22 protein-coding genes, 1 tRNA gene, 1 other RNA gene and 1 riboswitch are annotated in these 23,622 nt (G+C 62.8%); of the genes, 13 read left to right on the forward strand and 11 right to left on the reverse strand.

Annotated elements, in window-relative coordinates; translation table 11 throughout:
- Positions 1-513: 513 nt before the first annotated feature.
- Entirely contained in the window at positions 514-906 is a 393-nt protein-coding gene (apaG, locus tag E8A46_RS05300; protein ID WP_291558428.1) for a Co2+/Mg2+ efflux protein ApaG, read from the reverse strand.
- 349 nt (positions 907-1,255) lie between these two features.
- Here apaG and E8A46_RS05305 point away from each other — a divergent pair, with 349 nt between their 5' ends.
- From E8A46_RS05305 to E8A46_RS05315, 3 genes are read left to right on the forward strand one after another with little or no spacing between them, the layout of a single operon-like run.
- A complete protein-coding gene (locus E8A46_RS05305; RefSeq protein WP_291558391.1) occupies positions 1,256-2,518 on the forward strand; it encodes an OpgC domain-containing protein in 1,263 nt (420 codons plus the stop codon).
- Positions 2,515-3,285, forward strand: a complete 771-nt coding sequence (locus tag E8A46_RS05310) for an SGNH/GDSL hydrolase family protein (RefSeq protein ID WP_291558393.1) — start codon at positions 2,515-2,517, stop codon at positions 3,283-3,285. Before E8A46_RS05305 ends, E8A46_RS05310 begins: the two co-directional genes overlap by 4 nt.
- A 22-nt stretch (positions 3,286-3,307) precedes the next feature.
- Positions 3,308-4,405 carry an SGNH/GDSL hydrolase family protein gene (locus tag E8A46_RS05315; RefSeq protein WP_291558430.1) on the forward strand — a complete coding sequence of 366 codons (1,098 nt, stop codon included), beginning with the start codon at positions 3,308-3,310 and terminating at the stop codon, positions 4,403-4,405.
- A gap of 136 nt (positions 4,406-4,541) precedes the next feature.
- Here E8A46_RS05315 and E8A46_RS05320 read toward each other — a convergent pair whose 3' ends face one another.
- Entirely contained in the window at positions 4,542-5,762 is a 1,221-nt protein-coding gene (locus E8A46_RS05320) for an O-succinylhomoserine sulfhydrylase (protein ID WP_291558395.1), read from the reverse strand.
- A 72-nt stretch (positions 5,763-5,834) separates the two neighbouring features.
- A riboswitch (SAM riboswitch) is annotated at positions 5,835-5,914 on the reverse strand.
- Positions 5,915-6,022: 108 nt separating this feature from the next.
- On the opposite strand from E8A46_RS05320, the gene E8A46_RS05325 reads away from it, so the two are divergent.
- Together E8A46_RS05325 and E8A46_RS05330 are read left to right on the forward strand one after the other, a co-directional pair.
- Positions 6,023-7,129, forward strand: a complete 1,107-nt coding sequence (locus E8A46_RS05325; RefSeq protein WP_291558397.1) for a 2'-deoxycytidine 5'-triphosphate deaminase — start codon at positions 6,023-6,025, stop codon at positions 7,127-7,129.
- A 220-nt stretch (positions 7,130-7,349) separates the two neighbouring features.
- Positions 7,350-8,675: an MFS transporter gene (locus E8A46_RS05330; RefSeq protein ID WP_291558399.1), complete on the forward strand. Its 1,326-nt coding sequence runs from the start codon at positions 7,350-7,352 to the stop codon at positions 8,673-8,675.
- Between the two features lie 28 nt (positions 8,676-8,703).
- On the opposite strand, the gene E8A46_RS05335 is transcribed toward E8A46_RS05330, so the two are convergent.
- The 7 genes from E8A46_RS05335 to E8A46_RS05365 all read right to left on the reverse strand — a co-directional run bounded on the left by E8A46_RS05335 (position 8,704) and on the right by E8A46_RS05365 (position 14,327).
- A complete protein-coding gene (locus E8A46_RS05335) occupies positions 8,704-10,056 on the reverse strand; it encodes a sorbosone dehydrogenase family protein (RefSeq protein WP_291558401.1) in 1,353 nt (450 codons plus the stop codon).
- A gap of 441 nt (positions 10,057-10,497) precedes the next feature.
- Complete coding sequence (locus tag E8A46_RS05340; RefSeq protein ID WP_291558403.1) at positions 10,498-11,028, reverse strand: hypothetical protein; 531 nt, start codon at positions 11,026-11,028, stop codon at positions 10,498-10,500.
- Positions 11,025-11,477 carry an SRPBCC family protein gene (locus E8A46_RS05345; RefSeq protein WP_291558405.1) on the reverse strand — a complete coding sequence of 151 codons (453 nt, stop codon included), beginning with the start codon at positions 11,475-11,477 and terminating at the stop codon, positions 11,025-11,027. The genes E8A46_RS05340 and E8A46_RS05345 overlap by 4 nt, the downstream gene beginning before the upstream one ends.
- 150 nt (positions 11,478-11,627) lie before the next feature.
- Positions 11,628-11,987, reverse strand: coding sequence for a VOC family protein (locus E8A46_RS05350; protein WP_291558407.1), 360 nt, complete (start codon positions 11,985-11,987; stop codon positions 11,628-11,630).
- 55 nt (positions 11,988-12,042) lie between these two features.
- The gene (locus E8A46_RS05355) at positions 12,043-12,882 is read right to left on the reverse strand and encodes an AraC family transcriptional regulator (protein WP_291558409.1); all 840 of its coding nucleotides are present in this window, start codon (positions 12,880-12,882) and stop codon (positions 12,043-12,045) included.
- A 9-nt stretch (positions 12,883-12,891) separates the two neighbouring features.
- On the reverse strand, positions 12,892-13,470 hold the full coding sequence (locus tag E8A46_RS05360; RefSeq protein WP_291558411.1) for a methylated-DNA--[protein]-cysteine S-methyltransferase: 579 nt from the start codon (positions 13,468-13,470) through the stop codon (positions 12,892-12,894).
- Between the two features lie 134 nt (positions 13,471-13,604).
- The gene (locus tag E8A46_RS05365) at positions 13,605-14,327 is read right to left on the reverse strand and encodes a helix-turn-helix domain-containing protein (protein WP_291558412.1); all 723 of its coding nucleotides are present in this window, start codon (positions 14,325-14,327) and stop codon (positions 13,605-13,607) included.
- A gap of 465 nt (positions 14,328-14,792) precedes the next feature.
- Between E8A46_RS05365 and E8A46_RS05370 the strand changes: the two genes are divergently transcribed.
- Positions 14,793-14,866: transfer RNA gene (locus E8A46_RS05370), tRNA-Gly, on the forward strand.
- 155 nt (positions 14,867-15,021) lie between these two features.
- Here the strand turns inward: E8A46_RS05370 and E8A46_RS05375 are convergent.
- Positions 15,022-16,257, reverse strand: coding sequence for a multicopper oxidase family protein (locus tag E8A46_RS05375; RefSeq protein ID WP_291558414.1), 1,236 nt, complete (start codon positions 16,255-16,257; stop codon positions 15,022-15,024).
- 497 nt (positions 16,258-16,754) lie between these two features.
- On the opposite strand from E8A46_RS05375, the gene E8A46_RS05380 reads away from it, so the two are divergent.
- From E8A46_RS05380 to E8A46_RS05410, 7 genes are all read left to right on the forward strand, one after another.
- A complete protein-coding gene (locus tag E8A46_RS05380; protein WP_291558416.1) occupies positions 16,755-18,059 on the forward strand; it encodes an amidase in 1,305 nt (434 codons plus the stop codon).
- A 143-nt stretch (positions 18,060-18,202) separates the two neighbouring features.
- Positions 18,203-19,192, forward strand: coding sequence for an ABC transporter substrate-binding protein (locus E8A46_RS05385; protein ID WP_291558417.1), 990 nt, complete (start codon positions 18,203-18,205; stop codon positions 19,190-19,192).
- Positions 19,193-19,264: 72 nt separating this feature from the next.
- Positions 19,265-20,152 (forward strand): ABC transporter permease, encoded by an 888-nt coding sequence (locus E8A46_RS05390; protein ID WP_291558419.1) that lies wholly within the window; start codon positions 19,265-19,267, stop codon positions 20,150-20,152.
- A gap of 10 nt (positions 20,153-20,162) precedes the next feature.
- The gene (locus E8A46_RS05395) at positions 20,163-20,912 is read left to right on the forward strand and encodes an ABC transporter ATP-binding protein (RefSeq protein ID WP_291558421.1); all 750 of its coding nucleotides are present in this window, start codon (positions 20,163-20,165) and stop codon (positions 20,910-20,912) included.
- Between the two features lie 29 nt (positions 20,913-20,941).
- Complete coding sequence (locus E8A46_RS05400) at positions 20,942-21,832, forward strand: polysaccharide deacetylase family protein (RefSeq protein WP_291558423.1); 891 nt, start codon at positions 20,942-20,944, stop codon at positions 21,830-21,832.
- Between the two features lie 34 nt (positions 21,833-21,866).
- Positions 21,867-22,249, forward strand: a transfer-messenger RNA (tmRNA) gene (gene ssrA / locus E8A46_RS05405).
- Between the two features lie 169 nt (positions 22,250-22,418).
- Complete coding sequence (locus E8A46_RS05410) at positions 22,419-23,120, forward strand: DUF1223 domain-containing protein (RefSeq protein ID WP_291558425.1); 702 nt, start codon at positions 22,419-22,421, stop codon at positions 23,118-23,120.
- Between the two features lie 22 nt (positions 23,121-23,142).
- Here E8A46_RS05410 and E8A46_RS05415 read toward each other — a convergent pair whose 3' ends face one another.
- Complete coding sequence (locus E8A46_RS05415; protein WP_291558426.1) at positions 23,143-23,460, reverse strand: cupredoxin family copper-binding protein; 318 nt, start codon at positions 23,458-23,460, stop codon at positions 23,143-23,145.
- Positions 23,461-23,622 lie beyond the last annotated feature (162 nt).

A 23,622-nucleotide genomic window follows, 5' to 3' on the forward strand; every position in this document is an offset into this window, starting at 1 on the left:
TCACTTCGCCAGTGACGGTGTCAACAAGCCGATCACCGGGGAGAGCACGAAGGAAACCGTAAAACCATTGCGCGGGGAATGCCGGGTGATTCCGGTGTGACCTGACTAACGCGTGTGCGTTCTACTACTCACATTGCACACGCGGCGGCGGGCGCATCGGGCGCCCGGCATTCCCTGCGCCCTCTGATTGGAGAGGGCGGAACGAGCAGGCCAAAACTCGCGCGAAACGCGCGGCGAGATCGCGAAGGCGTGCCTAGCCGTCATTGCGAGGAGCGCAAGCGACGAAGCAATCCGCGCTTGCTTGTTGCACGATGGATTGCTTCGCTTGCGCTCGCAATGACGGTTTCAATTATACCCTCAAACTCATCATTCTCCGATGTGCGATTGCACATCGTAGATGCGCCACTTGGCGCAGGCCCGGAATCCATACTCATTATCGTGGTTATGGATTCCGGGCTCGCGCTCTGCGCGCCCCGGAATGACTACATTTTGTGGAACGGCGAAGCCCGCTCGTCAATTCAACACCCGTTTGTGGTCGGGGCTGTCGAGCGAAAAGGTCGGCACGTCGATCTCGAACTTCTCGCCGCTCTCGCTGACCATCTGATAACGCCCGGTCATGAAGCCCGACGCGGTCGGCAGCGGCACGCCGCTGGTGTATTCAAAGCGTTCGCCCGGGGCCAGCACCGGCTGTTCGCCGACCACCCCTTCACCGCGGACTTCCTGCTTCCGCCCGGTCGCATCGGTGATGATCCAGTGCCGGGTGCGCAGTTGCACCGTCTCGGCGCCCGAATTGGTGATGACGATGGTGTAGGACCAGAAATATTGACGGCTTTCGACCGACGAGCGTTCCGGCAGGAAGTTCGGCTCGACGGTGACTTCGATCTGGCGGGTGACGGCGCGGTACATGCGAGTTGATCTTTCGGAATCCTGCACCATCATAGCCAATAGTTCCGGCAGAACCAATCGCCGGGCCGGCATCGACCGGCCCCCTTCCGATTTGGTTCCAATCGTCGTTTCACCACAGTTCTGGGCCAGAGCATGATCCGGACCCGCAGCGCCGCGCTGGCGCAAAGTGAGCAGGTTTCTTGCGAAAAGATCATGCTCAAACAAAGAGATGATATCTTGATCCGTTCCACCCCAATCGGATCGTGATCAGGGCCCGGGCCTGCGGGCGCGCAACTTGCTTGCGGCATCGGGGCCTATACTATCTACAGGCCATGCAGGCCTAAAGGCCGCTTGCTCAACACGGTGTTGGATGACCTCGATAGCCGATCGAATTGCCGGACCACCGCTCGCGGCCGAAGCCGGCGTGATCGCCGGCGACGCCGCGCAGGCCGTTCCGGTCCCGGCGATTTCGCTGCCGGTTGCCGGCGAGCGCGAACTGCGGCTCGATCTGTTCCGCGGGCTGGCGCTGTGGCTGATCTTCATCGATCACCTGCCGCCCAATCTCCTGACCTGGCTCACGATCCGCAACTACGGTTTCAGCGACGCCACCGAAATATTCATTTTTATTTCCGGCTACACCGCCGCGTTCGTGTATGGCCGCGCGATGCGCGAGGCCGGCTTCGTGGTCGCGACCGCGCGCATCCTGCGGCGGGTCTGGCAGATCTACGTCGCGCACGTGTTTTTGTTCACGATCTTCCTTGCGGAAATTTCCTACGTCGCCACCAGCTTCGAGAACCCGCTGTACTCGGAAGAAATGGGCATCATGGATTTTCTCAAGGAGCCGGACGTCACCATCGTCCAGGCGCTGCTCCTGAGATTTCGTCCCGTCAACATGGACGTGCTGCCGCTCTATATCGTGCTGATGCTTTTCCTGCCGGTGATCCTGTGGCTGATGAAGCGCAGCGCCGACCTGACGCTGGCGCTGTCGGTCATGCTCTATGCCGCGACCTGGGAATTTGATCTTTATCTGTCGGCCTATCCGAACGGCGTCTGGGTCTTCAATCCATTCGCCTGGCAATTGTTGTTCGTGTTCGGGGCGTGGTGCGCGCAGGGCGGCGCCAAGCGGATGTCGCGGATCCTTTCATCGCCGATCACATTGTGGATTTCGTTCGGCTATCTGCTGTTCGCGTTCCTTGTCACCCTGACATGGTACTGGCCGCAGCTCAGCCATCTGATGCCGCGCCGGCTCGAGCAATGGATGTATCCCATCAGCAAGACCGATCTAGACGTGCTGAGGTTTGCGCATTTTCTGGCGCTGGCCGCCGTCACCGTGCGCTTCCTGCCAAAGGACTGGCGCGGTCTGAAGTCGCCCTGGCTGCGGCCGCTGATCCTGTGCGGCCAGCATTCGCTGGAGATCTTCTGCCTTGGCGTTTTCCTGGCATTCGCCGGGCATTTCCTGCTGGCGGAGCTGTCCGGCGGCGCCGGGTTGCACTTTGTTATCAGTATTTCCGGAATCCTGATTATGTCCGCCGCGGCATGGCTGTTTTCGTGGTACAAGCATTCTGCCGACAAGAATGCGCCCCGGACGAAGGGCGGCGGCGGCAACGCCGATATGGCGGGAGGGGGGGCATGAAGTCCAACTCAGGACTCATCCTGGGCTTGATAGTGCTGGGCGGTCTTTTGACCGCAGCGCCCGCGCGTGCCGAGGATGCTCCTGAGAGTTGCGAGGTCCCGGACTATCTGCTGACGAGCGAAAGTGCCCTTCCCAAAGTCGCGGACGTCATCAAAAACAACCGCTCGCTGGACATTCTGGTGCTGGGCAGCCGCTCGTCGACCATCAATGCGCCGGTAAATAGTCCGGAGGCGAGCGCCTACCCCGGCAGGTTGCAGGTCGCACTGAAAGAAAAACTTCCGTCGCTGGCGGTCAACATATCCGTAGAAATACAGGCCAAGAAAACTGCCGAAGAAATTGTTGCGGGTTTGCCCAAGTTAATGGAGGGTAAAAAGCCGACTTTGGTGATCTGGCAGACCGGCACGGTCGATGCCGTGCGATCCATCGACCCGGACGATTTTCGCACCGCGGTCGACGAGGGAGTTGTTGCGCTGCAAGAAGCCGGCGCCGATGTGATTTTAATGAATCCGCAGTATAGCCCACGTACAGAGACGATGATTTCCGCGCCGCCCTATCTGGATAATATGCGGGTGGTGGCGCAGCAGCACGACGTTCCGCTGTTCGACCGTTTCGCCATCATGCAGCACTGGAACGAGTCGGGAGAGTTTGACCTGTTCAGTACATTCCATGGCGTTGAGCTGGCCAAGCGGGTCCATAACTGTATCGGCCGGGCGCTGTCGCAATTTGTGATCGATGCCGCCCGCCTCAACCCCGCCCAGCAGAATTGAGGATCCACTCTTTATGACGTTTATGAGTTGTCACCGCCCTTTTTGCAGAACGACATTGCTGGCCGTGTCCGCGATCGCGGCGCTCGTGCTGCTGACGCCGTCCACGATCGCGCCGGCGCGCGCGCAGGCCGCCCAACAGGCCGCATTAGCCGGTAGCGCCAAGCCGGACACCGCTAAGCCGGACACCGCCAAGTCTGAAAGCGCGAAGCCTGAAAGCGTCAAGTCTGACGACGCCAAATCCGACAGCGCGAGGCCGGCCGCGCCGACGACCGATGCGACCGCGGCCGTCAATGCCGCGCCCCTCGATCCGGCCAATCCGTCGCAGCCAAAGAGCCTCACCGACAAGGCGATCGAAAAGGTGAAGCAGGTCGCGAAATCGGCCAGCGACGTATTCAGCCGCGTTCCGTGCCTGCCGCCCAAGGGCGGCGCGACATCGATGGGATCGCTGCCGCATGTGGCGGGCAAGCTGGCTGCGGGGCAGCCGGTGGTGATCGTGGCATTCGGATCGTCTTCGACGTCCGGCTACGGCTCGACGTCACCCGAGTTCACCTACCCCAACCGGCTGGCGGCGCAGCTGCGCCGGCAATATCCGAGCGCCGACATTACCGTTGTCAACCGCGGCAAGGGCGGCGAAGACGCGCCGGAAATGATGAAGCGGCTGCAGGTCGAGGTGCTGGATATGAAGCCGGATCTTGTGATCTGGCAGGTCGGTACCAATGCCGTGCTGCGCAACCTCGATCCCGGCGAGACCGCCCAGCTGGTGGAGGACGGCGTCGCGCGCATTCAGGCCGCCGGCGCCGATCTCGTATTGGTCGATCCGCAATACTCCCCGAAGGTGAATGAGCATGCCGAAAGCGCGAGCCGGCTGATCAAACTGCTCGGCAGGGTCGCGCGACTTCGCCATGTCGGCGTTTTTCCGCGCTTCGAGGTGATGCGCCAGTGGCATGAGAACCAGGCGCTGCCGATCGACAGTTTCGTGATTGCCGATGGCCTGCACATGAACGACTGGGGTTACGCCTGCTTCGCCCAGTTGCTTGGCGATGACATCATCAAGTCGGTCGGCCAGATCAAGCTTGGCGTCAACGTGCCGTCCAACGTGCAGACCTACCGGCCGATGTGACTGCTGTCATTGCGAGGAGCGTTAGCGACGAAGCAATCCAGCTTCAGGTCCGTGAAGGGATGGATCGCTTCGCGGAGCCTGTCAACGGGCGCGCATTCGCGCGACCCGTTGGCTCGCAATGACGCCGGTGGCTAACTCACGCCTTCTCCAGCGCCGCCTGCAGGTCCTCGATCAGGTCGTCGGCGTGTTCGAGGCCCGCCGAGTATCGGATAAAACCTTCGCTGATCCCGAGTTCGGCGCGGGCCTCCGGCGCCAGCCGCTGATGCGTGGTAGTGGCCGGATGGGTGACGAGACTCTTGGCATCGCCGAGATTGTTCGAGATCCGCGCCAGCTTCAGCGCGTTGAGCGTGCGAAACGCCGCCGCCTTGCCGCCCTTGACCTCGAAGCCGACCAGGGTCGATCCGGCGCGCATCTGCTTCTTCACCAGGGCGGCCTGCGGATGATCGGCGCGGCCGGGATAGATCAGCCGCGAGATTTTCGGATGCTGCGCCAGCACCTCGGCGATGATGGCCGCGGTTTCGGTCTGGGCGCGGACCCTGACCGCCAGCGTCTCCAGCCCCTTGAGCAAAACCCAGGCGTTGAACGGGGATATCGAAGGCCCGGTCTGGCGCATGAAGGTGTGGATGTGCTCGGCGATGAACGCTTCCGACGACAGGATCATGCCGCCGAGGCAGCGGCCCTGGCCGTCGATGTGCTTGGTCGCGGAATACACCACGACGTCGGCGCCGAGCTCAAGCGGGCTCTGCCAGATCGGCGTCGCAAAGACATTGTCGACGATCAACCGCGCGCCGCCCCGGTGCGCGATCTCGGCGATGGCGCCGATATCGAGCACGTCGAGCGTCGGGTTGGTCGGGCTTTCCAGGAACAGGCTTTTGGTGTTGGGCCGCATCGCGCGCTGCCACTGGTCAAGATCGAGGCCGTCGACCAGCGTGGATTGAATGCCGTAGCGCGGCAGCAGGTCTTCGACCACGTAGCGGCACGATCCGAACATCGCTTTCGCCGCCACCACGTGATCGCCGGCTTTCAGCGGCGCGAGTATCGCCGTGGTGACTGCCGCCATACCGGTTGCGGTCGAGCGGCCGGCTTCGGCGCCTTCGAGCTCGATCATCCGGCGCTCGAACATCGCGATGGTCGGATTGGAATAGCGTGAATAGATGTAGCCGGGATCTTCGCCCTTGAAGCGCGCCTCGCATTGCTCGGCGCTGTCATAGACGTAGCCCTGGGTGAGAAACAGCGCCTCGGATGTCTCCCCGAATTCCGAGCGGATGGTCCCGGAATGGACCAGCCGGGTTTCCGGGCGATAGCGGGCCGTGGGCGAAGCCGGCGCAGCAGACGTGGACGTGGTAGACTTGGACATGTGACCTCCGTCGTGACCATCCATTGAAAATGGTCACAAAAAAACCGGCCTGGAAAAATTCCACAGGCCGGGATCACACTGTCCCCGGCCTGTTTAGCGACTTGTTTAACGTGGCTGCAAGCCGGCCGGCTCAAATCACCACGGGATAAGTCATGCTGATATTCCCTCGCGCCCTTTCCGTCAAGGCAACCATCGGATAACCGATAAAAGTCCATATTTTCAGCGTCTGGATGGCCTGGTTCATCCTGAGGATCCACCCCGTGACCTTCGCGCTCGCACCCGACGCCAATGGCATCCTGCCCGACCGCATGATCGCGGCGATGGCGGATGCCGGCCTGATCCTCCCGGCCTATCCGTTTGTCGAGAGCCAGATCCAGCCGGCGAGCCTCGATCTGCGTCTGGGCGACATCGCCTATCGGGTCCGGGCAAGCTTTTTGCCGGGGCCGGGCGCCACGGTGGCCGAACGCATCGACGAGCTGAAGCTGCACGAAATCGACCTCTCCGACGGCGCGGTGCTCGAGACCAACTGCGTCTATATCGTGCCGCTGCTGGAGTCGCTGGCGTTGCCGCCGGAAATCGTCGCCGCCGCCAATCCGAAGAGCTCGACCGGGCGGCTGGATGTGTTCACCCGCGTGATCGCGGACGGCACGCGGCGGTTCGATATGATCGGCGCCGGCTACCACGGCCCGCTCTATGCCGAGATCAGCCCAAAGACCTTCCCGGTGCTGCTCCGCGAAGGCTCGCGGCTAAGCCAGGTGCGTTTTCGCACCGGCGATGCCATTCTGACCGCCGATGAACTCGACGCGCTGCATGATCTGGAGCGGCTGGTCGATGCCGACGACGCCGATCTCAACAACGGCGTGGCGCTGAGCGTCGACCTCTCGGGCGAGAACGCCAGCGGCTTCGTCGGCTATCGCGCCAAGCGGCATACCGGCGTGATCGATATCGACCGCCGCGGCGGCTATGCGGTCGATGAATTCTGGGAGGCGATATCCGCGCGGCCCGACGGCAGCCTCATTCTCGATCCCGGCGAGTTCTACATTCTGGCCTCGAAGGAGGCGGTCCAGGTGCCGCCGGATTACGCCGCGGAGATGGTGCCGTTCGATCCTTTGGTCGGCGAGTTCCGCGTGCATTACGCCGGCTTCTTTGACCCGGGCTTCGGCTATGCCGGCGCCGGCGGGCAGGGCTCGCGCGCGGTGCTGGAAGTACGCTCGCGTGAGGTGCCGTTCATCCTCGAGCACGGCCAGATCGTCGGCCGCCTGGTTTACGAAAAAATGCTGGCGCGGCCCGACGCCCTCTACGGCCAGCGCATCGGCTCGAACTACCAGGCGCAGGGCCTCAAGCTCTCCAAGCATTTTCGGGCGTGATCGCCGGCCCTCCTGCCCTAAGGCGGCGCAGCCAGGCGCCGCCCCAGGGAACGAGGCGCGAAGGCAGCCTTGACCCAATTCTCCTGCGGCGCACCAATCTGGCTGTCTCCGGCAAGATGTGTCTTTCGGTAGCTGCGCGCTGATTGTAGCATCGCTCCAAACAGAACCGCCGAGAGCCGGTTCGCACGGGCAAGGAAACGACCAGACAGGGGACAGTTCAATGGCTATGGCAGTCACACATGAGACGTTGTCCGCATCCGATCACAGTGCGCAGTTGCGCAAGGCGGTCATCGCGTCAACCATCGGCACCGCCATCGAGTGGTACGACTTTTTCCTCTATGGCACTGCCGCCGGGCTTATTTTCGGCAAGCTCTACTTTCCCAACGAAGATGCGTTGACGGCGACGCTGGCGGCCTTTGGCACCTATTTCATCGGCTTCGTCGGACGCCCGATCGGGGCTGCGATATTTGGTCACTACGGTGATCGGATCGGCCGCAAAGCGACCCTCATCGCCACGCTGCTGTGCATGGGCATCTCGACCTTCCTGATCGCATTCGTGCCGACCTATGCGTCGATCGGCATCTGGGGCGCGGTCATCCTGACGGTGCTGCGGATGCTTCAGGGTATCGGCGTGGGTGGCGAGTGGGGCGGATCGGTGCTGCTGGCGATGGAATGGTCGCGCACCCACGGTCAACGCGGTCTGGTGGCATCCTGGCCGCAATTCGGCGTGCCGTGCGGCCTGTTTCTGGCAAACCTTGCAATCCTGGCGTTCAGCCAATTGTCAGGTGACCAGTTCGCCACCTGGGGCTGGCGAATTCCCTTCGCGCTCTCGATTGTGCTCGTTGGCATCGGACTATGGATTCGCCTCGGCATCCTCGAGACCCCGGTGTTCCAGCAACTGCTGGACAACAAGAAGATCGAAAAGGCTCCCATCATCGAGGTCTTCAAGAAGCATCCGAAGGAAATATTGCTGTCGGCCTTGCTGCGGATGTCCGAGCAGGCGCCGTTCTATATCTTCACCGCGTTCATCTTCGCCTACGCGGTCGGCACCCTGCACATGTCGCGCGATCTGATCCTGATCGCGGTGCTGGTCGCCTCGTGCGTCTCGTTCGTCACCATCCCGCTGTCGGGCCACATCTCCGATCGCATCGGGCGCAGGAAGATGTATCTGATCGGCGCGGCGACGGTGGGCCTGTTCGGCTTCCTGTATTTCGGAATGGTGGACACCGCATCTCCATTATTGGTGTTCATTGCGATCGTGCTGTCGCTGATCCCGCACGACATGCAGTATGGGCCGCAGGCGGCCTTGATCGCGGAGGCCTTTACGCCGCGATTGCGCTACAGCGGTGCTTCACTCGGCTATCAACTCGCCTCCGTGATCGCCGGCGGTCCGGCGCCGCTGATCGCCACCGCCCTGTTCGCCTCCTATCACTCCGGCTATGCGATTTCCATCTACATCGCCGGCTGTTCGGTCATCAGCCTTGTCGCGGCGTCGTTCATGCCTGACTACACCGGCCAGGATATTTCGATGGAGTATGACGACTGACGCGGAGGGCTCTTCACCGGGGCCGTGATCATCGCGCCGCCGACTTGGCCGCCGGCGTCACGCGCCACACCGCGTTGCCGACGTCGTCGGCCACCAGCAGCGCGCCCTGCCTGTCGATCTTGACGCCGACCGGCCGGCCCTGCGCCTCGCCGTCAGCGTTGAGGAATCCGGTCAGCACGTCCTGCGGCTTGCCGGAGGGTTTGCCGTCGGCGAACGGCACGAAGATCACCTTGTAGCCGGCGCGCGGCTTCCTGTTCCACGAGCCGTGCTGGCCGATGAAGGCCCCGTTGGCCATCTCGGGTGGAAACAGATTTCCGGTGTTGAATGTCAGCCCAAGCGAAGCCGTATGCGCACCGAGCGCGTAGTCCGGCGCGATCGCCTTGGCCACCAGATCGGGCCGCTGCGGCTGGACGCGGACGTCGACATGCTGGCCGTAATAGCTGTACGGCCAGCCGTAAAACGCGCCGTCTTTCACTGACGTCATGTAGTCGGGCACGAGATCGTTGCCGAGTTCGTCGCGTTCGTTGACGACGACCCAGAGCGCGCCGCTCTGCGGCTGCCATGACGGACCGTTCGGGTTGCGCAGCCCCGAAGCGAACACGCGCCACTTGCCCGTGGCACGATCGACTTCGAGCACCGCGGCACGATTGGTCTCGGCCTCGATGCCGTTTTCGCCGATATTGCTGTTGGAGCCGACGGTGGCATAGAGCTTCGTCCCATCGGCACTCGCGACAAGATCCTTGGTCCAGTGATGGTTGATGGTGCCAGCGGGCAGGTCCGCAAGTTTGACGCCCGGCGCGGTAATCTTGGTGTCGCCGGCATGATAGGGGAATTTCATGATCGCATCGGAATCGGCGACATAGAAGTCGTTGCCGACCAGCGCCATGCCGAACGGCGAGTTCAACCCTTCGAGAAAGACCGATCTGGTTTCGGCGACGCCGTCGCCGTTGGCGTCGCGCAGCAGCGTGATGCGGTTGGCGCTCGACGTATCGGCGCCGGCGCGGCCCATGACCATCTTCGTGATCCAGCCCTTGATGCCCCTGGTATCGTCGGGCTTCGGCGGCGCGTTGGTCTCGGCCACCAGCACATCACCATTCGTCAGGACAAAGAGCGTGCGCGGATGATCGAGCCCGGTGGCAAAAGCATTGACCGCCATTCCGCTGGCGGCGACCGGTTTGCCGCCGGTGGGCCAGCCGATCGCTTTGGCGACATTGACCGTGGGGATCAGGGAGTTTTCCGGCGCCGGCAGGGTGGGCGAGGGTCCAAACGTCTGTTCGGTCGCGGCGGTGTCCTGCTCGTTGCAGGCGGCGAGCGGAACGGCGATGCCCGCGATACACAGCGCCAGCAGGAGATGCCTGGTCAGCAGAAGATTGTTGCGCATGCTTGTTCCTCGAATATGGCGGTACAATACGAGAAGCCGGCGCATGTTCACGGCGCCAGCCATGAATTTCGCGTGAATGAGATGTGCGGCCTGACGCGCCTTGCAAACCGGACCAGAATCCGGCGTGAGCATGACCGAAGCGCACGATCGCGCAAGAGCCAAGATGGCTGCCATGGCGAGCCGCCGGCCTCCGTTGGCTAGTGCCTGATGGCTTTTAGTTGAATCGACGCATGCGCGCGAGTTCGGTCACCTCGCTCCGCCTGCGGGGAGAGGTCGATCACGAAGTGATCGGGTGAGGGGGACTATCCGCGAGTCCGGCTTTGACAAAAGTCCCCGTCACCCCAACCCTCTAAGAGCGAGCTTCGCTCGTCTCGACCCCGCAAGGGGGGAGAGGGAGCAACGGCTGATCGCCGCCGCCACGATCGAGCGGAAAGGCCGGAACTATCCGACGCGCCTGGCCACAAATTCGACGTTGAGGCGCCATGGCGCGGCTTGGTCGGCCGAGATTTCGCCCCGCCAGCGAAAGGAATCGGGCGTGATTTCGCAAAAGCGCCATCGGATCAGAGTCCCGTCCGGTCCGGTCCCGAGCTGAACGATGTCGTCGCCTTGCTTGCGGCCGATCATGTGGAGAAAATTCTGGGTGACCGGATCGGTCCACTGGATTTGCCATGCATCGATCCGGGGATCGTAGACCCGCAGCGTCGTGCCATAGGAATTGACGTTGGCCGCCGCGTCGCCGCGACGCAATTCGCCGCGCGGCGGGACAATCCAGACGTCCTGGACCGCGCGGCCTTCCAGCGCCCAGCCGAAATGCCACTCGCCCTTGCGCCGGCGCTGTGAGCCGTCCTGGGCAATTTGCATGACGTCGAGCTCCCAGGAGCCGACGAAGCGTCCGTAAAGGTCCATCTTGCCGGCACGGTCGGCCGCGGGGCCCTCGGCGCCGAGCGCGTCGAGAAACGCCGACGCGGTCATGCGCCCGCTCCATGATTGCGCGCGCGATCCGACGCAAGACCGGATTCCACTCTTGCCGATCGCGCCAATGTTTTCTGCATCGCGAGGATCGACAAATCCATCTGGCCGGAGATATAGGGCGCGATTTCGTTGGGCAATACGTCGACGACCCAGGTCATCCGGGTGCGTGCCTCGCCATCGGTGATCACTTGCACCGAGGCGCTGTAATGTTTCACCCGCTCGCCGCTGATCGCATAGGCCAGCCGCCGCCGCTCATCGTCGCAATCGACCAGCAGCTCGCGCGCCACCGTGCCGTTGTGGAACGTCACGATGCGCGTGTCGCCCTCGAGGCGCGCGTCGGTGACGAAGCCCGGCGCCAGCCGCTGATGCACGGCGCCGAAATCACGCACCGCCGCCCAGACGTCGTCGGGATGGGCGTCGATCAGAATGTCCTTGTGGATGGAAGCCATGGGTTTTGCCTGTTTCAGGAGGTGTGTGGCGTCATCCTGAGGTGCGAGCGTCAGCGAGCCTCGAAGGATGACTGTTGCGGTGTTCGTGGCGATCCTTCGAGGCGCGCAAGAGCGCGCACCTCAGGATGACGACGGCGTATGCGGCCGCGGTTACGTGCAAACCGCCTCGACATTGTTGCCATCGGGGTCGATCAGGAACGCGGCGAAATAGCTCGGGCTGTAATCGGCCCGCGGGCCGGCCCCGCCATTGTCGCGGCCTCCGGCCTCCACGCCCTCGGCGTGGAATTTCCGGATCGCGGTGTGATCGGGGGCACGGAACGCAATATGGGCGCCGGCGCCGACGGGCCCCTTGTGCGGATAGAGCCACAGCGCCGGCTCGCCCTTGGGTCCAAGACCCGCGCCGCTGTCGTCGCGGGAGCACAAGACATATCCGAGCGGCGCCAGCGCGGCCGCATAGAAGCGCACGCTGGCGTCGAGATTGCCGACTTTCAGTCCGATGTGGTCATACATGGTGGTCTCCGGTTCAAGGCGCGTTGCAGAACGCGCGTTCCGGAGACGACCCTAGTCAGTGCAGCGCCAGGCGTTCTTGGAAAATCTTGCGCTTGCCGCGCGAGGCCTCGCGGAACCTGCGCGGCGAGACACCTGCGGCGCGGTGGAAGGTGCGCACGAAATTCGACAGATCGCCGAACCCGACATCATAGGCGATGTCGGTGACGGGCCTGTCATCGTCGGCCAGCAGGCGCGCCGCGTGCCGCAGCCGCGAGCGCACCAGATATTGGTGCGGGGTGACGCCGAGCGCGCTGGCGAACAGGCGCAGGAAATGGAACGGACTGATACCGGCCTCCCCGGCGGCCCGCTCCAGGTCGATCTCCTGGTGCGAATTCGCATCGATCCAGAGCGCGGTTTCCACCGCGCGGCGGCGGTCCCGGGCCTTGGCCGGCGCGGGCTCGCGCGAGCGTCCCGACACCACCTCGACGAAGCGGCTGGCGAATAATTGCCCGACCTCGTCAAGGCCGATGTCGCTGCGGCCATCGGCGGCGGCCTGCGCCAATTCGCCCAGCACCATCAATTCCGGCAGCGGCGGTGCGGCGCCGACCCGCCAGATCTCCGTCCGGTCGCCGATCGCTTCCACCAGTTCCGGGCTCAAGAAGAACGACAGGCACTCGTCGCCGCGGACGTGATCGTGGCTGCAGATATATTCGTCGCCGGGAAAACCGACCAGGATCGATCCCGCCACCAGCTCGAAGCTCCGGCCGCGGGTCCGGCAGCCGAAGCTGCCCTTGCGGACATAAGAGACCGAGTGGCAGCGATACCGCTCCACGAACGGCGTGTCGCCCGGCACGGCGCTGCAGCGGAAGTCGGACACCGAGATGGACTGGCGTTGCAGCAGAGGCGTTGTCGTCATGCGGGAAAATTAACCCGGCAGACGCGGCGGCGCAACCGGAAGCAACACGTCGAACAGGGTCTTGCTGCTCGGGCCGCCTGCGCCCTCGATCGAGAGCAGCCGGCGCTTGGAAATAACGCCGCCATGCGGGGAAATCTTGTCCGCATAGCCGCCCGCTTCGAGCACGCGATGACAGGGAATGATGATCACAAAGGGGTTACGGGCAATCGCCTGCGCCACCGAATGCACGGCGCCGGAAGCCCCGAGCCGCGCCGCGATCTCGCCATAGGTCCGGGTCTCGCCGCGGGGAATCATCTGCGTGATCTGGTAGACGCGCTGATTGAAGGCATGAATGCCGGCCATATCGAGCGTTACGTCGGAGAAATCACCGCTTTCGCCCCGCAGCAGCGCGACAATGCCCTCGATCGCCAGTTCGACGTTCAGCGGCGGCCGCGTTTCGCGGGCCTCGGGGTAAAGCTGAAACAGCCGTTTGCGGGTTTCGATCTCGCGCGCCTCGGGGAGCTGCACGCCAACAACGCCGGCCTGGCCCCATGCGATGCCGCACCGGCCGATGCCTGTGTCAAAAATGGTGTACGCCCGCCCCGTCATACGCATTTACCCCAAAAGCATCATAGCACCGTTGCAAACGGCTGCACCTGGAAAATTCGGTCTCGGTTAAGGCGGGGCGCGTCGGGGACCACGCATTCCGCGGGGGGCGGGACGGCCGCCGATCGGGATGAAGTCTAGACGGGGACAGGCCGAGCAGCCAAGTGCCGGGCTGGAGCATTCCGGCCGCTTGCCGTTTCAAATCGCAACCAGACAGGAAACGCTCTGGCAATCTGCAGGTCGCCATCGAGCTGCAGCGCAGTGCCGGCGGCGTCGCTCCATTTGGTTTGGCCAAGATAGACGTCGACGTAATCACGGATATTGCCGCGAAGCGTAAGATCGACGGCAAATCCCGGATCCTTCATGCAGACATCGACGCCGAATCGTCGAAGGATCAGCCACATGATTCGGAATTTCGTTCGGCTCGCCGGCACGCCTGAAAATTCGAAACGCAGCACGACGCGGCGATCCGGCAGCGCGTTCAGATCAACGCGCCCGCGCAATCCCCACATCAAGAGCGCGGGATCGAGATCGGAACGCTTGATCCGATCCTGGGTGTAGGTCATTCCCCACTGGCCGAGCGCATCGATTACCCCGCGCAAGCCCTCGCCCGCAGGCGTGAGCCAGTATTCGTGACCGCCGTCGTCGTCGCGGGAACGACGTTCAATGATACCATGGTTCTCGAGCTCACGTAGCCGCGCGACAAGGACGGCCCTGGAGATCAGCGGCACGCCGCGATGGATGTCGTTGAAGGCGTGCACGCCAGACATCAGTTCGCGCACGATCAGCGGAGTCCAGCGGGTGGCGAAAATCTCCGATGCCTTCGCGATCGGGCAAAACTGACCATAGCCTTCTGACATCGCCTCGATTTAGTCACCCCGGGCCGGAACTGCCAGTATGAAAAACAGACTTGGCCGCGCGAGGCGCCCCGTCCACATGTCGGCGCGACGCCGCGATTTGCGGCATCGTTTCTTTCATGCCCGGGGCGCCTCGTATCACGGCGCCGACATCGCAAAAATCGGATTCATAATGGCGAGTGGCTTTGAAGGTCCTTTCGGCCAGTTTTACGCCGTCGCAAGAGCGCGCGGATGGCGGCAGGCGGAGCTTGCATGCGGGCATGATGTAATGCTCGACATGCCCAACGAACTCGCGGCGTTGCTGTTGCAGTGGACGTAGACAGCCCCCATCGTTTGGAGGCCAAGGCAAGCTTGGCGCGTCTCGGAATCCCGGTATAAGATATAGCGGTCAGCATGGGTCAGGGTCGCAGATCATCATCCAGCTGACACGATGGTGACCGGTCGAAACCGGTCTAAGTCATTGAGATCGCGGGCGTAGTTCAATGGTAGAACGGCAGCTTCCCAAGCTGCATACGAGGGTTCGATTCCCTTCGCCCGCTCCAAACCTCGCTCCCCGAGCGAAGTAGGTATTTCTGGCATCGCGAAGCCGTCCGGGGATCTGTTGCGCTTCCCTTCGGGCCAACGATCGTGCCGCGGGCCATGTTGGCGCTTCGGGCAGCAGTAGTCTGGATAGAGCGCCCAACACCTAAAGCTCGGGTCACGCCACCACTTCGACGACGCCCATCATGCCTTTGTCCTCGTGGTCCACGGCATGACAATGATAGACGAACTTGCCGACGATCACCGGATCGGTGAAGGGGATGACCACCTTCAACGAACCCGGTCCGATCTCGTTGGCAGGGGGGACCGAGAACGTATCGCGCAGGCTATCCTCGTCTTGCGGCACGCCGTTGATCTCGGTCACGAGGAACGCCGTCTGGTGGATATGGAAGCTATGGTATTGCTGGTCGGTATTGACGACCGTCCATTCCTCCGTGTCGCCCAGCTTCACGGTCTGATCGATGCGTTCCTCATCCACGACGTGGCCGTCGATCATGAACATCTGCCTGTCCTCGGTCCGCGAATAGTCGAGTGTCCGACGACGCGCGATCGGGGTTTTTCGTATCTCGTCGATCCACCGCATTCCCTGCACCCGCTGCCCCAGAATTTCAGCCTCGCCTGCCTGTGCGGCCGCTGGCGCGCCCGAGGCGACGACAGTGGCGATCTGCTGGGCAGGATCGGAGGCTTTCCAGGCCTGGTTCTGAAACGGCAGCGTCCGCATGACGTATTCGCCAGCCGGCGGGCCGATCACGATCGCATCGATCCTCTGACCGGGCCCGATGAAGAACTCGGTCAGCCGTTGAGGATGGGACAAGGGGTGGCCGTCGGTGGCGATCACGTAGAGGGGCATCCCCTCGATCCGGAACTTGATGAACAGCGTGGCGCCGATATGGGCGATACGCCAGAACTGGACTTCGCCCGGCCTGATCGGCACGACGGGATTGACCTGCCCGTTGATGGAAATCAGCTCGGCCCCGGCACGCTCGACATGCTTGATGAACAAGAACCGCTCCGGCAGGCCTGCCAGGATGGGGAAGTATTTGTCGGAGCCGTCGATGACGAGCCCACCCGACATGCCACCGAGCATCTGCTTGGCGACGACGCCATGCGCGTGCGGGTGATACCAGAACAGGCCCGGACCCTGACCGTCACGTGTCGGGATATTCACCTCGTATTGGAAGTCGTGGCCGGGGTGTACATGAACAAAGACGTTGTCGCTGTTGCCCCTGGGCGAAACGCCCATGCCGTGGAAATGCAGATTGCTCGGATCGTCGGGCAGATCGTTCTGGAATCGAATGCGCATGACGTCGCCGGTGCGTGCTCTCAGCAAAGGCGGCAGGTAGGCGCTGTTGTAAAGAAAGCCGGGGAACGTCATGTCGCCGAGCCGAACCATGTTTGGGGCGGCAACGAGCGTTGCGTTGAGGACGCCGTTCCGGCTGCGGATCTCCGACGGTTGAACCAGGATACCGCCCGTTTGCGCTCGAGCCCCGGCGGGCAACAGCGCCGCACCGGATGCAAGAATGCCGGGACTTGCGCCAAGCAGCCGCGTGGCAAGCCAACTCGTTGCCGGCGCGGCCGGCCGAGGAGAGAAACGCGCGCCGGTGAAATATCTTCTGACTGTCCGTCATCAGCTATCCCGTCGTATTTCGCGCCATTGCGGGTTACTGCCGTTGTCCGCCAACGCCCGCGCGCTATAAGTTCACGCCTTGGCGGAACGGCTCGAAGAGGATCTTCCCAGCAGGAAACTACGCACCGTATCCAGGATATCATCGGAGAGGCTATCATCGGATACCGCACGCGCAACCCGCCATAGTACCGAAGGCAACGACCGCTTTGGCCCTGGCGAGCGGCGCGTCTGCCCCATTTAGTAAATTCATGATGCTGAAAGCCATGACCTCAATCTCTCGTTTTCCGGATTGGTGTTCACTCCCCGAGCGGGATCATCCGGCTGCCCTTGCGCAATGCCGGCAGCGGCTCGCCCGCATTGGGCGCGAGCTCAATGCGGTGGAGCAGATTTTTCCGGCAGATTTTTCGAGCCGCGGCCCGCTGTCGGGCATGCCTTTTGTGGCCAAGGACATGATCGCAACCGGCCAGAGCGAGCCTTGCTGGGGGTGTTCCGAGCCCCAGGCGGCGGCGCTGCCGCGCGCATCCGTAATCGATCGTCTGGACCAGGCTGGAGCCTGTCTGATCGGGACGGCGACGATGACGGAACTGGCCTACGAGCCCTCAGGCATCGGCCGCCGCGGTGCGCTCAATCCCTGGGGATCGGATGCGATCCCGGGCGGCTCCTCGACGGGGTCTGCCATCCTGGTCGCGTCCGGCTGCTGTTTTGCCGCACTTGGCTCCGACACCGGCGGCTCGGTGCGCATTCCAGCGCACTGCTGTGGCGTCACCGGCCTCAAGCCGAGTTACGGCAGCCTGCCGCTTGACGGCACCATGGCTCTGGCGCCCAGCATGGACACCATCGGGATCATCACCCGGAGTGCCGCGGATCTTGCGCTGATATGGCCGCTGGTTTCCGGGGACGCAGGCGCGGCAGAGGAACTTCCGTCAGCCACCGTATTGGAAGATGCGTTCGGCGCCAGCGATCCGGAGATCGCCCGGATTTGCCGCGGCGCCATCGGCGTGCTGGCCGAAAGCGGCATGGCGATCGCGCCAAGGTCTGGATTTCCCGAACAAACCGATCAAAACGCCCTGCTTGTGTTGCAGGCGGAGGCCGCCCGTCAGCATGGGAAGCGGATCAATGATGCGCGCATCGATGCAAGCTTGCGAAAACGCATCATGAGGGGCCTCGCGATTTCCGATCAATCGCTGGGTGCGGCGCTTGCTGCCCGCGACGAGCTTCGTCGTCAGTTTCTGTCGCATTATCTTGGCGATGCCAGCGTGGCGCTGCTTCCGGTGATGCCGATCGCGACACCCCGTATCGAGCAAGTCGATCCCGCCTCGGCGCATTTCAATCCGCGTGCGCTTTATGCGCTCAGCCGCTTTACACGTTTCGTCAACTACCTCGGGTTGCCTGCGCTCGCCGTGCCCGCAGGCTTTGACCGAAGCGGCATGCCGGTCGGTCTTCAGATCGTCGGACGGCCGGGCGCTGACGCGTTGCTGCTCGACATCGGCGTCAGGTTGCAGGCGAGGTCCGATTGGCACGGCCGCGTGCCGACGGCAATTGCATCCGAGATCGCCGGCGAAAAATGACTGGCTGGGTGGTGTGCCGCAGAGTGCGCCATCGAGGGTGTGACATGGTGCCGTTCTTGCATATGATAGGCATATGATACGACAATAATCTTCGGGCCAGTGACCAGGATGGAGAGCGGATCGTGCAGGTAGCAAGAAAAGTCATGAAGCTTCTCTGCGTTGCGGAAGCCACGCTTGCGGGCGCCCTCGGATTGCTGCCGCTCCCCGCCGGCGCCGTTGGACCTGAGCCGGCGCCATTGGCGCAGCCGGTTCAATTGACGGTGGGCTACCAGAAGGTCGGTCATCTGGCTCCGGCGATCCTCATTGCCGACGAACTGAAGAAGCTCGGTGTCGATCTCAAGCTGGTCGAGTTTGTTCGCTATGCCGACGCGCGCACCGCGCTGCTGGCCGGTTCGCTCGACGCCGCTTCGGTCGGACCCGCCGATCTCGCCATTTCGCTGGCCCAGGGTTCGACCACTGTCGTCGGACTGATGGGCGTCGGCTCGTCGCCGAAATATGTCATCGGCCGAAACGGGGTGAAGTTCGATTCCTGGGACGATCTGAAAGGCAAGAAGATCGCGATCGCGCCCGGCTCCGCCGTCTGGTTTCAGTTCGCGGCCACGCTGGTCGAAAAGGGCATTCCCTATAACAGCTTCGAGGCCGTCAATATTCAGGGCGGCGGCGCCAATTTCGATCAGGCCTTGAAGAAAGGTGACGTCGACGGCCTCGTCACATGGGAGCCCTTCGAGTCGATTCCGGCAATGGGTGGATACGGATACTTTGCCAGGGGCCTCGAATATGGCTCGTCGAAGGCGGTCGGCGCCGAGCTCGGAATGTTCATGACGACGAAGCCGGCCGTCGATGCCAAGCGTGCCGCGATCGAGCGCTTTGTCTGGGCTTACCTGAAGAAGCAGGAAGAGCTCGCCAAATCGCCTGCGGAATTCGCCAACGCCTATGCGCAGCTCTCCGGCATGGCGCCCGACATCGCCGCCCAGGCGTCGCAGATCATCAAACTCGGAGAGGTGATTTCGCCCGATCAGATCAAGCGGCAAGCCAAGGCCTTTGCCGAGCTTGGCGTGATCCAGAAGGACGTTTCGGACCAGATCGATGCACATTGGGACGGCTCTTTCGTGGACAAGGCGCTGGGCAAGTGACGACAGGCGCGAATCCCGCCGCCCTCGTTATGTGTCGTGAAAAGTTCTGCGTCGTGAAAGGATCGGGGTGACATGTCGCTCTCGACCGAGCGCCTCAGCTCTAGGCCGGCCACGTCTCCCGCGCCGGGCTTCGCCTCGCTGATGCTTTCGCCAGCCAGGCGCCGGAGCTTGCGGCAAGGCTTGCTGGCGCTTGTTCTGCCGGCCGTGGTGATTGCCGTCTGGCAGATGGCGGGAACGGACGGTTCGCTGTTCGGCGGCGTGCTGCCGACCCCGGATCGGGCCTGGCAGGCATGGAAGGTCTGGGCTTTCGGCTCAACCGGTCTGAGTCTCAATCCCTACAGTGGAACATGGCTTGCCAACCTGGTTTTTTCGGCTGAGCGCGTCGGCAAGGGATTTGCTGCGGCCATCCTGGTCGCGGTGCCGGTCGGGCTCGCCATTGGATGGAATAGAATTGCGTCCGGCGCGCTCGATCCCACGGTTCAGCTGTTGCGGCCGATCCCGATCACCGCCTGGCTGCCATTTTCGATCGCTGTCTTTGGCATCAAGGATCTCGGGGCGGTCTTTCTGATTGCGCTTGGCGCCTTTTATCCGATCGTGGTCAACACCGCGCAGGGCGCGCGCGACGTCGAGCGTAATCTCATCCGCGCCGCCATGATGATGGGGGCCGGACGGTGGACGGTGTTGAGGCGGGTGGTTTTTCCGGCATCATTGCCGTCGATCTTCACGGGACTGCGGATCGGTCTCGGCATCGCCTGGACGGCGGTGATCGTCGCGGAAATGGTCGCGGTGAAATCGGGCCTCGGCTATGTGCTGTGGGATGCCTATTACGTCGGACGGATGGACGTCGTCATTGCCGACATGGCGTCGATCGGCCTGCTCGGCCTCGTCAGCGACCGCGTCATCTTGCTGATCGAGCGGTGGGCGCTGACATGGCGCCGGCTGCAATCATTCCAGTCCTGAAACAGCGGCCATGGCAACGATCACCTTTGAAAACGTAGCCAAGATATATTCGGGCCAGAACGAGGTCCGCGCGCTGGACGGTATCAGTCTGACCATCAACGAAGGTGAATTTGTCGCGCTGCTCGGCCCGTCGGGTTGCGGAAAATCGACGCTGTTGAACCTGCTTGCCGGCTTCGAGAAGGCGACGGAGGGCACACTGCTGTTCGACGGTGAAACCGTGACGCGTCCCGGTCCCGACCGCGGCGTGGTGTTTCAGGAGGCCGCGCTCTTCCCGTGGCTCAATGTCTGGCAAAACGTCATCTTCGGGCCCCAGGTTCAGGGCGTTGCGCGCGCCGATTACGAGCCGAGAGCGCGCGACCTGTTGAAGCTGGTGGGACTGGAGGCGTTTGCCGGGGCGTTGCCGGTGCAACTGTCGGGCGGCATGCGTCAGCGCGTCGGCATTGCCCGGGTGCTGGCAATGTCACCGCGTGCCTTGCTGATGGACGAACCGTTCGGGGCGCTGGACGCGCAGACGCGGCTCTCGATGCAGCAATTGCTGCTCGACGTATGGCAGTCGCTCGGTACCACGGTATTGTTCGTCACCCACGACATCGACGAAGCGATCCTGCTGTCAGATCGCATCTGCGTGATGACGGCCCGTCCCGGCCGGATCATGCGGACCATTCCGATCGCGCTGCCGCGGCCGCGCTCGATTGCGAGCCTCACCAGCCCGGAATTCATGGCCTACAAGGCCGGGATCATGTCCGATATGAAGGTCTAGCACATCTCCTGAAGAAGTGAACCCCGAGAATGGCAAATCCGCGTATTCCCTATTTGCTTTCGTCAGATCGCGCGGCTTTGCCGGCGTTGAACGGAAAACGCATCCTGGTCCATCTCGTCGTCAACGTCGAGAACTGGCAATTCGACCAGCCGATGCCGCGCACCATCATCACGCCGCCGCACGAGCGCGAGACCGTGCCGGACGTGCCGAATTTCTCCTGGGCCGACTACGGCATGCGCGCAGGCCTGCCGCGTATTCTGAAAGCCCTTTCGTCGCGCGAGCTGCCGGCGTCGACCAGCTTCAATGCGGGAGTGATCGATGCCTACCCGCAAGCCGCCGTCGCCATGCGCGATGCGGGCTGGGAATTCATCGGTCACGGCATGCATCAGAAAGCCATCAATCACGTCGAGGGCGGTGAGGAAGCGGTCATCCGTGCCAGCCTCGACAAGATAGCGGAGTTTACCGGACGGCGTCCGCGCGGGTGGTTGTCGCCCGGGCTCCGCGAGACCGTCGATACGCCCGATATCCTCAAGCGCAACGGCATCGATTATCTCTGTGATTGGGTCGTCGATGATCGGCCCTCATGGATGAAAACCGCGGCCGGGCCGTTGATCGCGCTGCCCTACAATCTGGAGGTCAACGACTCGATCATCTACGCGGTCGAGCGGCATGCCACCGGCGAGATGGCAAAGCGGCTGGAATTCACGCTGCGCCGGTTTGAGCGGGAATGTCGCGACAGCGCGATCGTTCTGGCGATCGGACTGCATCCGCATCTGATATCGGTGCCGCATCGCATTCACGAGCTGGAGCACATGCTCGATTTGCTGACAGCCTCAATCGACGTCGGCTTCTTTACCGGCAGCGAGCTGGCGGACTGGTATGCGGCGGCCGAGCCGGCGCCGGGGTTCCATCGGGTGTGACAGGGGGCGGCAAAATACGGCTGACCCCGACAGCGGTCTATCTTTCGCCGCCGATCGTGCCTATATCTGGGGTGTCGAAAGACGATGGCGCTGAAACTTAGAGCGGACTGCGGGCAGACCCGGGGGCAGTACCCGGCGCCTCCACCTGAGCAGCCCTTGAGCTTAAAGGTCTCATTTCGGTAGAGCGATTTTGCCGGTGAGATCGATTCTGTCGCAAGGCAGAATCCTTAGGGCTGCTGAGGCGGGGGCGAAATAGGATCGATGGTCGCGAAGAAGCTCTGAATTGTGCCCGGCATGATACCGCCGTTATCGGGTCAAAAACCTAAATGCAAACGATAACGTTGCATTGAACGAAGTGCGCCTCGCGGCGTAACCTGTTCGGGGTAGGTACCACCTGGCAACAGAACGGCCATCGCCGCGTCAACCCTCGGGTTGGCGCGGCTTTATTTTTGGCTCTGGACTTGGCCGAGGCACCCTGACCTCATCTTCAGTTGCTTCAAGATTTCGTGCGCTGCTCCGCCCCTGGCTGAGCGTAACAATGCGCCTCAGCCAGCGAAGAAGGTGGACCGACCATTGGAGGACCGCCATGCTCTCGCGCGTTGTCATGTCACTCGGGCTGATCGCCAGCCTATCTCCTGTCGCCAGCCTTGCCGCCGAGCGGCTCGTCGTCGTCGAGCTGTTCACCTCGCAGGGATGCTCGTCCTGTCCGCCGGCGAACGCCTATCTGAACGAGCTGTCGAAAGAGCGTGGCGATGTCCTGGCGCTGGCCTTCCACGTCACCTACTGGGATCGTCTGGGTTGGAAGGATCCGTTCTCGATGCAGGCTGCCACGCAGCGCCAGGATGTGTATGGCCATCGCTTTGGCGATGGATCCTACACGCCGGAGATCGTCGTCGATGGCGCCGCCAGCATGGTCGGTTCGGATCGCGGCGATGTCGGCTCGGCCATTGAGAAGGCCGAGCGCAATGGCCGTACCGCGGCCGCGGTGAGCGTGACCAGGAACGGCGGGCAAGTCTCGATCCAGGTCGGCGCCGGCAGCGGCAGCGGCGGGATATTGCTGATCGGCTTTGACCACGAACACACCACCGCGATCGGCCGCGGCGAAAATGGCGGCCGGACATTGACGGAAGCCAACGTCGTCCGATCGATCCGGTCGGTCGGCCAGTGGTCGGGAACGCTGCTGCGCCTCAGCGAGCCATTCCCCGAAGGACAGGACGTCGCGGTGGTGCTGGAGGCGCCGGACGGTCAGATCGTCGGCGCGTCGCGGCTGGCGGGCGGATCAAGCTGATCGGCCACAACGGGCGTCGCCGCTACGGCGTGACCGTCAGCGTCGCCTTCATGTTCGGATGGAAGCGGCAATAATAGTCGATCGTGCCGGCCTTTTTCAGAACCAGAGTGACGGTCTTGTTCGGCGGCATCGTCACGTCGAAGTCGCCGTTTCGTGCGGTCGCGGTATGGGCAAGAATATCCTTGTTGATCCATTCGATGGTGTCGCCGACCTTGGCCGTAGCCTCGGCCGGCGAGATCACCAGGTTTTCCATCGAGATCTGAATGGTCTCACCATGCGCCGAGACAGCCGTTGCCAACGTCAGCGCAGCCAGAACCGGAAATATCCATCTCGGCATCATGAGCGACCCGTTATTTCAACGCCGCGGCAACGTGTTCGGCATGTTGCTCATGGCCCTGGAAAATCTTCAGGCCGGTCTGCAGCAGGCTCTTCAGCTCGGCGTTGTTGGCGGACGGAATAAGCGTCGTCTCCAGCGCGCTGTCGACCGCCTTGTGATAGGCGA

This window comes from Bradyrhizobium sp., assembly GCF_004799445.1.
Classification (GTDB): Bacteria; Pseudomonadota; Alphaproteobacteria; order Rhizobiales; family Xanthobacteraceae; genus Bradyrhizobium.

Coding starts and splice junctions, on each gene's coding strand:
- apaG (WP_291558428.1), bottom strand. CDS start 906: ATGTACCGCGCCGTCACCCGCCAGATCGAAGTCACCGTCGAGCCGAAC.
- E8A46_RS05305 (WP_291558391.1), top strand. CDS start 1,256: ATGACCTCGATAGCCGATCGAATTGCCGGACCACCGCTCGCGGCCGAA.
- E8A46_RS05310 (WP_291558393.1), top strand. CDS start 2,515: ATGAAGTCCAACTCAGGACTCATCCTGGGCTTGATAGTGCTGGGCGGT.
- E8A46_RS05315 (WP_291558430.1), top strand. CDS start 3,308: ATGAGTTGTCACCGCCCTTTTTGCAGAACGACATTGCTGGCCGTGTCC.
- E8A46_RS05320 (WP_291558395.1), bottom strand. CDS start 5,762: ATGTCCAAGTCTACCACGTCCACGTCTGCTGCGCCGGCTTCGCCCACG.
- E8A46_RS05330 (WP_291558399.1), top strand. CDS start 7,350: ATGGCTATGGCAGTCACACATGAGACGTTGTCCGCATCCGATCACAGT.
- E8A46_RS05335 (WP_291558401.1), bottom strand. CDS start 10,056: ATGCGCAACAATCTTCTGCTGACCAGGCATCTCCTGCTGGCGCTGTGT.
- E8A46_RS05340 (WP_291558403.1), bottom strand. CDS start 11,028: ATGACCGCGTCGGCGTTTCTCGACGCGCTCGGCGCCGAGGGCCCCGCG.
- E8A46_RS05345 (WP_291558405.1), bottom strand. CDS start 11,477: ATGGCTTCCATCCACAAGGACATTCTGATCGACGCCCATCCCGACGAC.
- E8A46_RS05350 (WP_291558407.1), bottom strand. CDS start 11,987: ATGTATGACCACATCGGACTGAAAGTCGGCAATCTCGACGCCAGCGTG.
- E8A46_RS05355 (WP_291558409.1), bottom strand. CDS start 12,882: ATGACGACAACGCCTCTGCTGCAACGCCAGTCCATCTCGGTGTCCGAC.
- E8A46_RS05360 (WP_291558411.1), bottom strand. CDS start 13,470: ATGACGGGGCGGGCGTACACCATTTTTGACACAGGCATCGGCCGGTGC.
- E8A46_RS05365 (WP_291558412.1), bottom strand. CDS start 14,327: ATGTCAGAAGGCTATGGTCAGTTTTGCCCGATCGCGAAGGCATCGGAG.
- E8A46_RS05375 (WP_291558414.1), bottom strand. CDS start 16,257: ATGGTTCGGCTCGGCGACATGACGTTCCCCGGCTTTCTTTACAACAGC.
- E8A46_RS05380 (WP_291558416.1), top strand. CDS start 16,755: ATGACCTCAATCTCTCGTTTTCCGGATTGGTGTTCACTCCCCGAGCGG.
- E8A46_RS05385 (WP_291558417.1), top strand. CDS start 18,203: ATGAAGCTTCTCTGCGTTGCGGAAGCCACGCTTGCGGGCGCCCTCGGA.
- E8A46_RS05390 (WP_291558419.1), top strand. CDS start 19,265: ATGTCGCTCTCGACCGAGCGCCTCAGCTCTAGGCCGGCCACGTCTCCC.
- E8A46_RS05395 (WP_291558421.1), top strand. CDS start 20,163: ATGGCAACGATCACCTTTGAAAACGTAGCCAAGATATATTCGGGCCAG.
- E8A46_RS05400 (WP_291558423.1), top strand. CDS start 20,942: ATGGCAAATCCGCGTATTCCCTATTTGCTTTCGTCAGATCGCGCGGCT.
- E8A46_RS05410 (WP_291558425.1), top strand. CDS start 22,419: ATGCTCTCGCGCGTTGTCATGTCACTCGGGCTGATCGCCAGCCTATCT.
- E8A46_RS05415 (WP_291558426.1), bottom strand. CDS start 23,460: ATGATGCCGAGATGGATATTTCCGGTTCTGGCTGCGCTGACGTTGGCA.